The organism is Flavobacterium sp. RHBU_24, assembly GCF_046613695.1.
Lineage (GTDB): Bacteria > Bacteroidota > Bacteroidia > Flavobacteriales > Flavobacteriaceae > Flavobacterium.
The window spans coordinates 126775-141573 of sequence record NZ_JBKJHD010000002.1; the positions used below are offsets into that span (position 1 = coordinate 126775).

Below are 14799 nucleotides of genomic sequence, written 5' to 3' on the forward strand. Positions count from 1 at the left end.
ATGTAAATAATAAAAGGTAATCCCTCATCATTAGGATTACCTTTTATTGTAAATGGTTGGGAGCAACTCCGCCTTTTTTTAAAACTTATACTGTGGCAGGGTTAACTTTATCAGCTTCCGCTTCAATTTTTGCCTCGGCTTTTGATTTAACCCTTTCGGCAATTTCTTCTCCCTTGTGTACTACGTCTTCAAATTTTTTGCCGGCTGTTTCTTTAAGGCTGGCATATTTGTCTTTGATTTTTGCGCCAAATTCTTCCGCTTTTTCAGTTACCCCGTCAAGGTATCCTTTACGTTTTAAAATTACCGCGGTTACTGCTAAGGCTGCAACACCGGCTGCAATGCCTAAAATTACTTTTTTGTTACTCATAATTCCTGAACTTTTATTGATTTCTTTTTTAAATACTTTGCCTGCTTTGTCGCTGTACCGGTTAGGGCTTGTTCCGGCTGCATCCATATGGTGTGTAAAATTCCGGGGTAGGTTTTGTGGCTTTCCGGCCCCTGTGCTTATCGTTTCCATGGCTTTGTTTTTTTAGGTTATAATGCGTTTATATTTTATTATACCCTAAAGTTAGGCAATGCCATCGGCCACCAGTATTAACGATGTCTTAAAATTGGAGATAGCACTGCTTATTTAACTTTTTATTTAAATAAGCTACTGAAATTTAATAAGATAGTGTTAAGAAATTAAGAGTTCCTGACACGCACTGGTACATGAAAGGCAGGAATGAGATAATCTGACCGTTTAAAAAACAGGAATATTTAACCGCAGTAAATTAAGCCTACAACAGCCCGTTGTACTTCCTTACAAACCACTCTACGGCGAGGGAGAGCGACAGGATAACCAGCAGCCACACCCAGTCGATAAGCGGCGATTTCTTAGAAATAACCTTTTGGGTAGGCTGGTAGTTTTTATTTTCGGCAAGTGCCTTAATTAAAGCATCAGCGGTATTTGGGTAATATACAATGCCGTTAGTATTGGCGGCAAGCTGGTTAAGGCGGGCAAGGTCGGGGTTTACAAACTGCTTTTCAATCTCAAAATCAAGCACTTCAAATGCACCGGAATAACTGGTATTGCTTGACGCCTCTTTTACGGTAAATGAATATTGCCCGGCACCAAGCCCATCAAGGTTAACCTTATACTCGTTGCTGCCCTTTAAAAAATCGTATGATTTTGAAGCGCCCGTTGTTTTATTTTTCAGCGAAAGCGTAAGGCGGGCGTTCTCCTCAAACTCATAGTTCTTATTGAAATACTGTGCCGTAATGGCTATGGCCTCACCACTGTTGTAAAAACTCTCGTGGTTTACCACCAGCGATTTACGTTTGCTGTTTGTTGCCAAAAACTGCACCGTTTTATCCACAAAAATATCAAAACCGTCAAACGATTTGGTAGTAAGGTGGTTCTCTATACGCCATTTCCAGATGTTTTCACCAAACAGGTAGGCATTGCGCTTGTTGCCATTTTCAGCAAACACCATAAGCGGGCTACCTGTGGCCGTATTGCGGATGCGGGCATTAAGCAGCACGTTAGCATCTTTTTTAAGGGTGATCGTGCCAAAGGGATGCTGTAATGGAGGGAAATTGGCAAAGCCGATATCCTCCTGCGCAAAGGTGCCAAACTGGCTGTTATAATCGGCCAGGTAATCTTCTTTTTGGGTCGACATTTTAAAGCCTACCACATCCTGGCTTTGGTTCAGCAGGTTAAAGTCGGTACTGTTACCCGTAATGGTAAAGGTATTTAGCCCGGCGGTTTTGTTCTGCTCCAGCAACTGGCGAAACGTAGCATCCGGTTGGTAAAGTATCAGCACGTTATAATCGTTAAGCGACTTCAGTTCGCCTGGCTTCAGTATCGTAACCTTGCGCTGCCGGTTGGTTTCTATGGCGCGTTTAAGCGCACCCAGGTCGGGGTGGTTTATGGCCGACACCAATGCCACTTCGCTGCGCTGGTCAATAACCTCAACGGCGAAGTTCTTAACGTTGTTGTATTTGTTTTTTTCGTTCTCGGGCGACGTAATTACGGCACGGTAGGTTTGCACGCCCACCTTTTCGGCGTTTAGCAACACCGTAACGGACTGCGCACGCTTATCAGGAGAGAAGGATACATTTTCTTTGTGCAGCACCGCATTGCCCTGCATAATGCTAAAGCTCGCGTTTACAGCCTTGTTACCGTTGTACTGCAAAAACACCTCTACGGGGAATTTGTTCTTTAAAAAAGCGTACTTGTTCACGTTTACCTGGCCTACCTTAAGGTCGGTAAAGGTGGTAGTATCGCCCAAAACCAGCGGGTATACCGTAGTATTGTCTTTAAAGCTGTAAATGTAGTCGTTGCCTATGGTCTGGTTACCGTCGCTCAGCACCACTACCGGATAGGTAGTATTGCGGTACAGCTGCTGCAAATTCTCTGCGGCCTGGCTTATGTGGGTTTGCCTGCCCTTAAAGTCGGGTGCCTTAGCGGCTTCAAAGCCTTCTGCAAAGGTGTAGAGCTGTACATCATACTTATCTTTAAGCGCTTTATTTGACGTAAGCTTGTCGGCTAACTCTTTCGCAACGTTATCCTGCCCCAGTTCTTTTATACTTTGCGAATTATCAAGCAATATGGGTAGCGGGGTTTTGCTGGTTTGTAAATCCTTACGGGTTACCACCGGATTGATAAGCAGTACCAGCACCGAAAAGAGCGTTACAAAACGCAAAAAGGCCAAAAAGAAAAACACGGGGCCTTTCTTTTTGGCTTTAAAAAGATATTGGTAAAACGATATCCCTAACGCTGCCAGTGCAGATACAATAAGTAGTAAAACCGTAGTTGCAGTCATTTAGATATATCGTTTCCTTTTAAAAATTATTGTTTACGCCGTTATCATTCCGCCATCCACGTTAAGCGTCTGGCCGGTAATGTAGGCGCTCATGTCGCTGGCAAGGAACACGCAGGCATTCGCCACATCCTCTGGCGTACCACCGCGTTTCAGCGGAATGGCATCGGCCCAGCCTTTTACCACATCTTCGCCCAGCTTCGCCGTCATTTCGGTTTGTATAAAGCCCGGCGCTATGGCGTTGCAGCGTATGTTGCGCGAGCCAAGCTCTATGGCTATCGACTTAGTAAAGCCCAGCATACCCGCCTTAGAGGCCGCGTAGTTGCTTTGCCCCGCATTGCCCTGCACGCCCACTACAGAACTCATATTTATTATAGAGCCGCTGCGCTGCTTAAGCATGGTGCGCTGCACGGCCTTGGTCATATTAAAAACCGATTTAAGGTTTACCTCTATAACTTTATCAAAATCTTCTTCAGAGATGCGCAACAACAGGTTGTCTTTAGTAATACCGGCGTTGTTTATAAGCACATCTACGGTGCCAAATTCTGCCACTACTTCATCTACAAGCTTTTGCGATTCAATAAAATCGGCGGCATTGCTCTGGTAGCCTTTGGCTTTAATGCCGTAACTGTTAAGTTCTTCTTCAAGGGCTTTTGCAGCCTCACCGGATGCGCTGTATGTAAAGGCCACATTAGCACCCTGCTGTGCAAATACTAAGGCTATACCACGGCCTATACCACGGCTTGCACCGGTAATAATAGCCGTTTTTCCTTCCAGTAATTTCATAGTGTCTGTTTGTTTTATGTATAGAAAGCCACAAATATAAAAAATCTTTCGGGGTATGGTAATCTTAACTCCTAATTTGTGGCATTAGTAGGGCATATCTTTGTGTGTTATTTATACAAACATTTGCAAGCTAACTTTACAAAAGGAGGTAAGTCCTTAGGGGTAAGCGCAAAGAGTTATACGCAGTGGTTTTTTAACCCGCCTGAACCTCTGCGCAATAGCATCCAACATTGTTTACTAACCCTTTTAAGAGTTATTTTTTTCAGCAGACTAAACGGCATTGCCGCAGGGTATGTGTAAAGCAGACTCTTTATCATAAATTTTGCCAAAAATCAATTAATTATTTATTATAAAAGCAATAAATTTAGAAATAAATGCTATTTGAAAAAATTAAACCCATTTTTATTGTAAATAGTACAATTTAAATTTTGGGCATAAAATTAGGTAATCACACATATTTGATTAAATTTGTATTTGCTCTAATACCAATTTTTATGACCGGAACAGAAACTAAGCAGGCACTTTCTTATAAAGATTTCAGGGACGAAGTACTCCATGATTATAAAATTGCCGTTACCAGCCGCGAATGCAGCCTGCTGGGACGCCGCGAAGTACTAACCGGTAAGGCGAAGTTTGGCATCTTTGGCGACGGTAAGGAGCTGCCGCAGCTGGCCATGGCAAAAGCATTTAAAAACGGAGATTTCCGTTCGGGCTACTACCGCGACCAAACGTTTATGTTTGCCATAGGGCAGTATACCGCAGAGCAGTTTTTTAGCGGGCTGTATGGCAACCCGTCGTTGGAGCACGAGCCCATGAGCGGCGGCAGGCAGATGGGTGGGCACTTTAGCACCCACAGCCTCGATGCAAACGGAAACTGGAACAACCTTACACAACAAAAAAACTCAAGTTCAGATATATCGCCCACCGCGGCACAAATGCCGCGCCTCTTAGGGCTGGCACAGGCCAGTAAGATATACCGCAATGTAAAAGGCATTGATGGCGCTAACTTTTCTGAAAACGGCAACGAGGTAGCCTGGGGCACCATAGGGAATGCCAGCACCAGCGAAGGCGTTTTTTTTGAAACCATAAATGCTGCCGGCGTATTGCAGGTACCCATGGTAATAAGCGTTTGGGACGACGAATACGGTATATCGGTACACGCCAGCCACCAGACCACTAAAGAAAATATTTCGGAAATACTGAAAGGCTTCCAACGGGAAGAAAACACTGACGGTTTTGAAATTATTACCGTAAGCGGATGGGATTACCCCGAACTGGTTGCCGCTTATGAGCGTGCCGGCCAGATAGCCCGCACCGAACATGTGCCGGTACTGGTGCATGTAATACAGCTTACACAGCCGCAGGGGCACTCTACATCGGGTTCGCACGAGCGCTATAAAAGCACCGGCCGCCTGGCCTGGGAGGGCGAATACGACTGTAATGTGCAAATGCGCAAATGGATACTGGAAAACGGTATTGCCGCTGAGGAAGAGCTTGAAGCCCTTGAAACGGAAATAAGGGACACGGTGCTGGAAAGCAAAAAAAATGCCTGGGCAGCCTACCAGGACCCTGTTAAAGCAGAGCGCGACACCCTTGCCGCCCTGCTTAAGGACATAGCCAATAAAAGCGACAACAAGGTTTTTATAGACAAGTTCATGTACGAGATTACTTCGCTTAAAGAAGTAATGCGTAAAGACCTGCTCGTAGCGGCACGCAAAGTACTGCGCCTGCTGATAAACGAGCCTGAACTAAAGCACCGGCTATCGGTGTGGATAAAAGAGTATACTGAGGAAAACCAACACAAATACAGCTCGCACCTGCACTCGCAGTCAGCAAAAAACGCGCTTGATGCCACAGCCGTTGCGCCGGAATACGGCGATAACCCGGAGCATGCAGACGGGCGGCTGATAATGCGCAATAACTTTGAAGCCCTGTTTGCAAAATACCCCGAAGCGCTTGTTTTTGGCGAAGACGCAGGGGCTATTGGCGACGTAAACCAGGGGCTGGAGGGCATGCAGGAAAAATTTGGCACACTGCGTGTTAGCGATGTTGGGATTCGCGAAGCTACCATTTTAGGCCAGGGGATAGGCATGGCCATGCGCGGCCTTCGCCCTATTGCCGAAATACAGTACCTTGATTACCTGCTGTATGCCCTGCAAATAATGAGCGATGACCTTGCCACACTGCACTACCGCACTGCCGGTAGGCAAAAAGCGCCGCTTATCATCCGTACGCGCGGGCACCGGCTTGAGGGCATCTGGCACTCGGGTTCGCCCATGGGCATGATTATTAACGCCATACGCGGCATATATGTGCTGGTACCGCGCAATATGACTAAGGCTGCCGGTTTTTACAACACCCTTATGGACTGCGACGAGCCTGCACTGATAATAGAATGCCTTAACGGCTACCGCCTAAAAGAAAAAATGCCGGTAAACCTGGGCGAATTTAAAACCCCGTTGGGTGTGGTAGAAACCGTTAAAACGGGTAATGATATTACGCTGGTTTCTTACGGGTCTACGCTGCGCCTGGTAGAACAGGCTGCTAAAGAACTGCTTGAGGCGGGCATAGATGCCGAGGTAATTGATGTGCAGTCGCTACTGCCGTTTGACCTGGCACACGACATTGCTAAGAGCGTAGCCAAAACCAACAGGCTCCTGATTATAGACGAAGACGTGCCGGGAGGCGCTTCGGCATATATACTGCAACAGGTAGTAGAGGTACAGGGGGCGTACCGGTACCTTGACAGCAAACCCGCTACCCTTGCCGCTAAGGCACACCGGCCCGCTTATGCTACTGACGGCGACTATTTTAGCAAGCCGTCTGTAGAAGATATTTATGAAACAGTATACGGCATTATGCACGAAGCGATGCCTGCAAAGTTCCCGAAACTGTATTAAAATCGGAAACCGGAGGTAATAACCCCAACATACCAAGAAGAAATGAGCAATCGCGACGAAGGCCTGCTTTCCCTGAGGCCTGCACTATTGGGTGAAATACACCCGCAGTCTTCTGCTGAAGAAATTTTTCAGAATACCACCATACGCCCTGTACTGAAATTTCAGAACGACCTGTTTATAGAGGCATTTATTAATTACGCCATAAAGCAAAAGGGGCAGTTTTTTTCACTGGCTACCGATAAGCAGTTATCGTACATAGAAAATGCCATACACAAAGATGAAAAATTCCGCAATGCGCTAAAAGGGATGATAATAGGGGCATTTACGGTAAGTGAATACCGTGCGTATATAAAAAATTCTTCTAACTTAAATAAGCGTATGATGAACATGCTTATTGAGCGGTTAAAAGACCAGGTGCAGCTTATAGTGCAGTAGTTTTTTAACCACGAATTGCGCTAATTTCATGGATCGGATTAGAGAAATTAGTGGCTAAATTTCTTCCTCCGCCTGCATAATAAACCCCTGCTTACCCCCGAAAACATTGTAGCTTTAGAATTATAACATTTATATCGATTTAGTGAATTGATAATTTATGCTGTTAAATTTTATTAATTTATAAAAATGTTGTACATTTATACTATAAAATAATAACAATTATGGCAACAACAACTACTTTCCGGCCCGATCACGGCGATATGGGCGGTAACAGACAAATGAGCCATTCATCCGGTAACTTTGATTTACCCTATGATGACCCAGCAATTGTTAACCCCGCAGAACTAGCCTCTTTTCCTAAAGTGGCCATGCGGGGAAACCAAAACCATACCGAGCATGAGAGCCACCTGGTAAACAGGCGCACCACACCTGCAAGGGACGGGAGGAACATTACACGTACCTGGTAACATACCGGTACTATTCAACACTTACTACTTGTTTAACCCCACAGTTTACGGGAGCCGGAAGGCAGGCCGCCAAATCTCAGGATTAACGGATGTGGCTTAACATCGCAAAACGGAATATATAAAGCCGGCTTATCAGCCGGCTCCCTTTTTTTACAGGGGGTATCTTTTAATTAACAGGTGCCTGCAAAGGGACTGTACCTGTTTGTTTATAGTCGGTAAATAAAAAATAGCCCACAAGCATGGTAAGGCCAAAATCGGGCAACGATAAGTATACCGCAATACCTATATGGAACAGCAGCCCGCAACGTAAAAGCCATTTCCTTGCCGGCTTATACCATATTAAAAAAGCAAACACCAGTTCAAACAGCATTACCGACCACGCGCTTACGAAGGCTACCCCCGGGTTTAAAAACCACTGTGGCACGAGGCGCACATCGGCATAGTAGGGTATGCGCCATACCAACTGCATAAAACTTCCGTCGCGCCACCCCGGTACAATTATTTTTCCGTATGCATTTAAAAAATACAGTATGCAAAAATGCATCTGTAGCGCTAAAAGCATTACGTTATTCAACATCTGCCGGGCAGTGCCCTTAACGGCGCCTTCGCGAATAAAAATTAACGAGAAAATAAAAAAATTAAGCAGGCTGTCTGCCAGGTTGTCTGCCCGCGATAGTAAGGTAAGGTAGTTAATGCTTATTACAAAAACGATAACCGAAAGCAGGCGGGTGGTTTTATAGAATATGGCAAAAGCCACTATACCACACAAAATGCCCCATAGCAGGTAATACAGGTTATGGAATACCGGGTAAAACAGCAGCCTGGAGAATATAAAATCGGGAAGTTGATGCGAAAGCGTATGCTGGTAAAAAACATCCAGCTGCGGCCATATCAATACCATTTTTGCAAGCAATAGCAAATACACACAACGCCTGAACCGGGAAAGGCTTTTATCTGAAAAGCTATAATTTTCCAGCCATTGCTGAAAATTCGTTAAAAGCGCGTTAAACCTATTTTTCACAATCCGGCTTTAAATGTTAGTAATAGTCCTAAGCTGTCTGGCGCGTTGTGCAGCTGGTAATACGATACCTCCAGCGAATCCGGCCGGGTGCCGTTACTGTGGCAGTACAGCAGGTGGCCTGCAAACTCTTTATATGCCTTTGTGCCTTTTACTTCTTCTACAGTTTTATCTTTAGCGGTATTGTAAAAATATCTACTCAGGTTTATATCTAAACGGCTGTGCTTAAGGGCCGCATAATTGCCGTTTTGTGCGTATTTGTCATATGATGGCTGTTGCAGCTGCTGCCAGCGTTGCCATTGCCCATTTTGATACAGCCTGTATGTGGTGGCATAGCCCGTAACTGTTGACTCACGGTTAAACAATACACCCAGCCCGCAGTATTTTTGCACAGTACGGCCTGCGTTTTTCATAAATGGAACTGTAACCGTAACTGCAACCATTGCCCTAATTGTCAATGCAAAAAGCCCCAGTAAGATACAGCCGGCGGTAATGGCAATAAAACGTTTCATGGTTTCAAACTTACAAAAAAAAATGCCTTAACCGGTATTTAACCACCGGAAGGCAAACATAATTTTACAAGCCCGTAAACAGGCAGGCTTATTCGGTTTTTTTATACACCAGCACCTCTTCGGTATCGTGATACAGCGTTAGCCTGTCGGCATCTATTTTTGCCGTATTAACCTTATCCAGCGCCTCAAGGTAACGGGCTTCGCCCGGCACGCCGTCGCAAAACATTTTGGTAGAAATTACCTGGCTGATGTTCATGCCGCCCTCATCGTTAAGGTTGTATGACCCTCCGTAACGGTTACATCCGCTGTTGCCCGTAATTTTATAGTCGCTGCTAAAGTTAGCCACCGGCACACCGTTAGCAAAATCCGATTCTGATATGGCTTTGCCGTTAATACGCTCAAGCTGCCAGTTACCGGCAGTAAGCAGTTCGGCAGCGGTGCCGCCCTTAGTGCTGCCGCATGAGGCAGCCAGGGTGCAGATAGATATGATGCTGAAAATTGTAAATAGCTTTTTCATTGTTGTGGTATTAGATTATGGCGTAAAATTACGCAGTATTGAAAAGGCTTTCCTGTTAATTAGGATTACTTTAACCCATGGTTTTTTACATGAAAATTACCTGATGGCACAATATACCGCAGAGATAAATTTTTGGCGGAATGCGGGCAACTAAAAACAAAAAAGCACCCGTAAAGGGTGCAGATGTGGCTATATGTTGCTTTCTTTGAAACTGATGTTATACAAATAGAGGGTATTCTTCTTCGTCATAAAGGTCTTCCCGTTCTTCGTTAAGGTCATCTTCGGTAAAGAAACCGAAGAATTTTACCAGCCCAAATCCGGCAATAGCTGCAAATAAAAATTTAAGCAGTTTCATGTTTGTTAAAGATTTTGGGTTAATGATAGTTTTCATAGCGTTTTTTAGAAAATCAGTAATATTATGTCTCGAAATTAGCAATAATAACGAATGGGGCTGAGCGCTTTAATAAAATTTTAATACTTTAAATCAAAATTTGTAATGAAAACCCTTTTTGATGTAACAAAATTTCAGCCCGATACAATGCGTGCATAATTTAGTAACATTAAAGATATTTAACCATAGAAATTTTATCGCAAACTACCTCTTCCTGAAAGAAATCCTTTACAGTTCCACACTCACTAAAGCCGAATTTTTCATACAAACGCCTGCCGGCATAGTTTATTGAATATAATTCGAGCCAGATTAGTTTTAGGGGAGTACCATTTAGTGCCCATTTAACTGCTGCCTCCATAAGCAGGCTGCCAACTTTTTTGTTTTGCCAATGTGTAGCTACGCCCATACCCAGCATAGCGGTGTGCGCCAGCTTCCGGCGGGGGCTACCGGTAATATCGAGGTTGCCTATAAGCCGGCCGTCATGCTCTGCAACTAACAGTACCGAATTAGGGCTTGCCTGAAAGCGTGCTATAAGCGCGCTTTCATCTGCAATGGTATTAGTATACTCGTCTTCGTAAAGCGGAATGGTAGTGGTACCCCTTATGTAGCTTTTTTTTAAGGCGATAAGGGCTTCGGCATCAATGGCTTTAGCCTCACGGATAACAATGCCCTGCATTATGGCAATGTAAACTCGGGGTTATATATCAAGCCGATAATGTTTCCCCACGGGTCTTTTACGGATGCCGTTACAATTTCGCCGCCCACATTTTGCGGTGTTTCATGCACGGTAGCGCCCAGGTGTATGAACTTATTATATTCCTGCTCAATATCATCTACGCCCCAGTAGGTTACCACGCTGTCGCCGGGGGTGCTTTCATCAGGCATCAGCCCAAGTTCGTAGCCGGCAATGTGAAAGCCCACATAAAAAGGTTCGTCAAAATAAGGCTCCGTGCTAAATGCCCTGGTATACCAGGCTTTTGCTTCAGCCAAATCGCTCACTTTGTAGCCCACAGTGCGCAGGCCCAATATTGTTGTTTTCATAAATGTATCTGGTTTTAGCCAAAGTTACAAAAGTTATGGAAAAGTAGCGTATAGCGCCTTAGAGAGTGGATATAAAGGCTATGTGTATTTTTACCGAAGGTGGTATCTCTTTGTGCCAGCCTGTTTTTTTGAGTGCTCTGTGAATCTCTGTGCCTGCTCGGTGAAACTCTGTATTTTACAATAACAAAGCAACTGCTACAGCCATTTACGCGTAAACAGCCCTATAAGCGCGCCGGGGCTCAGCGTAACCACAAAGCGTATCTTTTGCCCGTAATTGTCCTGGCCCGGCTCAAACCCATTGCTGGAATAAAGCGGGAAGTACAGCTCAAAGTAATCGGTAACCAGGTTAAGGCGCACACCGCTGTCATACACAAATTCAGTGCTGTTATACTTGCTTTTCATAAGGCCCGCGTCGCCATATAGCTCTATCCAGTTCCACACGTTAAAGCTGGCATTTGCGGTGGTCATCCACTGATTTGCAAAGCGGTTTTTAAGCATCGATTTAAAGCCGCCGTCGGCCATTATAAACTGCTGGCTGAACAGTCCGCTGGTTTCACTGCGCCCGTAGTAATTATAGTCAAACGAATAATCTGCGGCACGGTCAAGCCCAAAGCTGAAAAAATCAGAGCTTCCGGTATCGTTATACATAAACATGCCGGCAAAAAGCCGCAGGTTTACCTGCCTGTTGTCGTTAAAAAGCCGGCGGAACTGCCATTCGCCCGATAGCTTGCCAAACGAATTTGCCACCTGCACATCGGTATAAAAATTAATGTGGCGCGATATATTAGAGTTTACCTTGCTGTAGCGCCCGTTAAATATAGAATAGCTGTCGGCATGGGTGTTTTGGGCCACGTAGTCCGATTTTTCGCGGCGCACCATTACCTGGCGTATGTTGAGGTACTGCTTTTCGTTCTTGCGGAAATCATCCGGCCGTATGCGGAACTGTATTGAAGGTGTAAACTTATAGTAGCGGGCATCAGGTGCATAATGGTAGGTATTGCCCGAAAGGAAATACCGGATATTATACAAGGCCCCCTCGCGGATGTACTGGTTAAAGAACAGCGAGGCAGAGCCCGTAGCTTCGCCGGTGTTTGTAGAATACAGCGTGTTAATATCAAATATAAAGGGTTTTTCCAGCAGCGATTTGTTGTGGAAACGTATGCCGGGAGACAAGCCGTCGTACAGGTTATAGCTAAAGCTGGGCACATAAAACACCTGGTTGTAAGCGGGGTCTTCAATATCCTGGAAAAAGGTAAATTTATAGGGCCTTTTATTAGGGAAAAAGTTATTAAGCGGCTTCTGGTTATTGCGGGGGTTATACTCGGGCATTATTTCATCGCGGTTCAGTATAAGCCGGTCGGCATCCTGGCGTGCTATGGTAAAAGTGCTGTCTTTTTTAAACCCGTCAACATACATCTTAAACACGTTGCTGCCCTTTTTTACACCGTATAGCGACACGGGTACTGGGGTTCCCGTTACGTTTTTAAGGGTTACGGTAAGCGAATCTTTTGTTTTCTCTACGTTGCCTATCTTATAATCTATAAGGTCGCGCGTATCGATAACGGCGTTAAAAAACCAGCTTATATCCTTTTTCGCGTTGCGGGCCAGGGCAAGTTCAAAGTCGTTGCGGTTAACACCCGCCGATGCCATATTTTGCGAATAAAATTCTTTTATCGAATTGATAACTATATCCTTTCCCAGGTAATCGTCAAGGTAGTTAAAAGCCAGCCCGGCCTTGTATTTTCCGGCTATCTGCTCGTTAAATTTTATAAAGGTATCCTGCGGATTGCCTATGGGCTGGTCTAGGTTTTTACGCGCCATGAGCAGGTAAAAATAATTGTACTGCTGGTTTAGCCCGATGTTAAATATATGGTGGCCCTTCAGCAGTTTCCAGGTGCCCAGGTTGCCCATCATTTTTTCGGTGGGGTGGTTTTCCTGAAGGTACTTTGTAATAAGCTCCATCTGCAGGCCGTCATACACCCAGTTGTCTTTGCGGGGGTCCAGCTTTAGGGTACCGCGCAGGTAGGCGTTGAGGAAAGTCTTTAAAAAACGCAGTTCATACGTAAACGAATCAGGGAACGGGCGGATGAACGACGGCAGCTGGCTGAGGCCGTATACGGGGTTACGGTCGTAATCGGCCTGGGTAACGAGTATGCTTTCGGAGGGGTATTTGCCCAGGTTGTTTGCCACAAACTGTGCTATTTTGTCTACCAGTACAGCGCGCTGAATATCGCTAACCCGGTTATCTTTCATACTACTGCAAATGGTAGCCGACGGAAATTTAAACACCTCCATATTGTCCTGCTCTTCCAGCACCAGGCTAAAGCCCGGGCGGTTAGTGCCGGTAAACTCTATGGTATTAAAATTATCAAAGGGAATCTCAATGACCTTTTTAAGGTCGCTGTACACTTTATATTGCGGGGGGAAGGTTAAATTAAAAGTATAATCTGCCGGGGCAAGGGCGCTGTCGTCAAGGTTTTCGTTGCTGTACTGCACAAAGCCGTTTTCATATCGGGCTGGGGCAAGGTACCAGTCGCGCAGGTTAAAGTTGCCCGTTTTATCGTCGAAGCCAAATTTTGTAAAGCGTTCGTTGGGCAGCTTTACGTTATAATTTATGGATATGCTAAACGACTTACCGGGATAAACAGGGTTTTTCAGCTGTACGTATACAAGGTCGGGGTGGCCTTCGGGCCGGTGCCACTCCAGCATACGGTTGTTCTGGTCTTTTAGCAGGGAAATATCGGTATGGCCGCGGTCTTCCTCCTTAGCCAGGTGAAACGCCTTTATAAACTCATCGGTAAACCGCTTTGCCAACGGCGTGGTCTTGGCCGAATAGGCGTTGTTCCAGTCGTTAAGTATAATGTGGTTTAGCGTGTCGGTACTGCTGTTTAGGTAGGTAATTTCCTGCTGTACGCTCATAACCTTTGCCGACCCATCCAGCCGGGCGGTTATGTTATTTTTATGCTGCGCGAATGTGGCACAACAAACAAACATTAAAAAAGTACACAATACCCTGTAGCTAATCTTCAAAATGGTTCCTTTTGTTTAAAGAAATTAATTTTCGTTTTGGTTACACATATAAAAGGCCGGATGGGTTACACCACAGCTATAACTATACATACGATGAAAAATTGCCCTTAGGGTTGCGTTTACGGCTGTTAAACTTTTAAAAGTTAGGGCTAAGGCTGTATTTTTTATAAAAGGCCTCTATTACTTCTACTACCTCGTCGGCGGTATCTACCACTTTTATGAGTTTAAGGTCGTCCGGCCCGGCATTGTGGAATTTGCCTATCAGGGTTTCTTCTATCCAGGCCATAAGCCCGCCCCAAAATTCAGTACCTACAAGCACTATAGGGAATTTAGCGATTTTTTTAGTCTGGATAAGGGTTACGGCTTCAAAAAGCTCGTCGAGCGTGCCAAAGCCGCCCGGCATTACCACAAACCCCTGGCTGTACTTAACAAACATTACCTTGCGTACAAAAAAGTAATCGAAATTAAGGTTAAAATCGTGGCTGATGTAGGGGTTAAAATGCTGCTCAAAAGGCAGCTCTATATTAAGCCCTACCGATGGCGCCTTACCGCGGCTGGCGCCTTTGTTGCCTGCCTCCATAATACCGGGGCCACCGCCGGTTATAACACCGTAGCCGGCATTGGCTATCTTCTCGGCTATTTCTTCGGCAAGGAGGTAATACTTATCATCGGGCTTGGTGCGCGCGGAACCGAATATCGAAACACACGGGCCTATCTTGGCCATGGTCTCAAAGCCGTTTACAAACTCGGCCATAATTTTAAAAATGGCCCAGGAGTCGTTACTCCTTATTTCGTTCCAGGGTTTTTGGGTAAGCCCTTCTTTAATCCACTCGTCGTCGTTGCTGTATTTTTCTTTTGACATCGGTCTTTAGTTCAAGGTTTAAGGTTTCAAGTTGTT

At 45.2% G+C, this 14799-nt stretch carries 14 protein-coding genes; 3 read left to right on the top strand and 11 right to left on the bottom strand.

The features are described from left to right. Positions 1–85 precede the first annotated feature (85 nt). The 3 genes from ACLI09_RS03005 to fabG all read right to left on the bottom strand — a co-directional run bounded on the left by ACLI09_RS03005 (position 86) and on the right by fabG (position 3590). Positions 86–517, bottom strand: coding sequence for a hypothetical protein (locus ACLI09_RS03005; RefSeq protein WP_411418109.1), 432 nt, complete (start codon positions 515–517; stop codon positions 86–88). Positions 518–779: 262 nt separating this feature from the next. Next, the gene (locus ACLI09_RS03010; RefSeq protein WP_411418110.1) at positions 780–2807 is read right to left on the bottom strand and encodes a hypothetical protein; all 2028 of its coding nucleotides are present in this window, start codon (positions 2805–2807) and stop codon (positions 780–782) included. A 33-nt stretch (positions 2808–2840) separates the two neighbouring features. After that, complete coding sequence (fabG, locus tag ACLI09_RS03015) at positions 2841–3590, bottom strand: 3-oxoacyl-[acyl-carrier-protein] reductase (RefSeq protein ID WP_411418111.1); 750 nt, start codon at positions 3588–3590, stop codon at positions 2841–2843. A 494-nt stretch (positions 3591–4084) separates the two neighbouring features. Here fabG and ACLI09_RS03020 point away from each other — a divergent pair, with 494 nt between their 5' ends. The 3 genes from ACLI09_RS03020 (at position 4085) to ACLI09_RS03030 (ending at position 7392) form a co-directional block, all read left to right on the top strand. Continuing rightward, positions 4085–6490 (top strand): thiamine pyrophosphate-dependent enzyme, encoded by a 2406-nt coding sequence (locus ACLI09_RS03020; protein WP_411418112.1) that lies wholly within the window; start codon positions 4085–4087, stop codon positions 6488–6490. Positions 6491–6532: 42 nt separating this feature from the next. After that, positions 6533–6925: a glyoxalase gene (locus tag ACLI09_RS03025; RefSeq protein WP_411418113.1), complete on the top strand. Its 393-nt coding sequence runs from the start codon at positions 6533–6535 to the stop codon at positions 6923–6925. Positions 6926–7146: 221 nt separating this feature from the next. After that, on the top strand, positions 7147–7392 hold the full coding sequence (locus tag ACLI09_RS03030) for a hypothetical protein (protein ID WP_411418114.1): 246 nt from the start codon (positions 7147–7149) through the stop codon (positions 7390–7392). Positions 7393–7558: 166 nt separating this feature from the next. Here ACLI09_RS03030 and ACLI09_RS03035 read toward each other — a convergent pair whose 3' ends face one another. From ACLI09_RS03035 to ACLI09_RS03070, 8 genes are all read right to left on the bottom strand, one after another. After that, positions 7559–8413: a hypothetical protein gene (locus ACLI09_RS03035; protein WP_411418115.1), complete on the bottom strand. Its 855-nt coding sequence runs from the start codon at positions 8411–8413 to the stop codon at positions 7559–7561. Next, the gene (locus tag ACLI09_RS03040) at positions 8410–8922 is read right to left on the bottom strand and encodes a hypothetical protein (RefSeq protein ID WP_411418116.1); all 513 of its coding nucleotides are present in this window, start codon (positions 8920–8922) and stop codon (positions 8410–8412) included. The genes ACLI09_RS03035 and ACLI09_RS03040 overlap by 4 nt, the downstream gene beginning before the upstream one ends. Before the next feature lie 88 nt (positions 8923–9010). Next, positions 9011–9439: an META domain-containing protein gene (locus ACLI09_RS03045; protein ID WP_411418117.1), complete on the bottom strand. Its 429-nt coding sequence runs from the start codon at positions 9437–9439 to the stop codon at positions 9011–9013. 217 nt (positions 9440–9656) lie between these two features. Next, positions 9657–9830 (bottom strand): hypothetical protein, encoded by a 174-nt coding sequence (locus ACLI09_RS03050; protein WP_411418118.1) that lies wholly within the window; start codon positions 9828–9830, stop codon positions 9657–9659. A gap of 169 nt (positions 9831–9999) precedes the next feature. Further along, positions 10000–10506, bottom strand: a complete 507-nt coding sequence (locus ACLI09_RS03055; RefSeq protein ID WP_411418119.1) for an N-acetyltransferase family protein — start codon at positions 10504–10506, stop codon at positions 10000–10002. Continuing rightward, positions 10506–10871: a VOC family protein gene (locus ACLI09_RS03060; RefSeq protein WP_411418120.1), complete on the bottom strand. Its 366-nt coding sequence runs from the start codon at positions 10869–10871 to the stop codon at positions 10506–10508. Before ACLI09_RS03060 ends, ACLI09_RS03055 begins: the two co-directional genes overlap by 1 nt. Positions 10872–11066: 195 nt before the next feature. Next, complete coding sequence (locus ACLI09_RS03065; RefSeq protein WP_411418121.1) at positions 11067–13901, bottom strand: aminopeptidase; 2835 nt, start codon at positions 13899–13901, stop codon at positions 11067–11069. Between the two features lie 136 nt (positions 13902–14037). Beyond that, positions 14038–14763, bottom strand: coding sequence for a TIGR00730 family Rossman fold protein (locus tag ACLI09_RS03070; RefSeq protein WP_411418122.1), 726 nt, complete (start codon positions 14761–14763; stop codon positions 14038–14040). Positions 14764–14799: the final 36 nt, after the last annotated feature.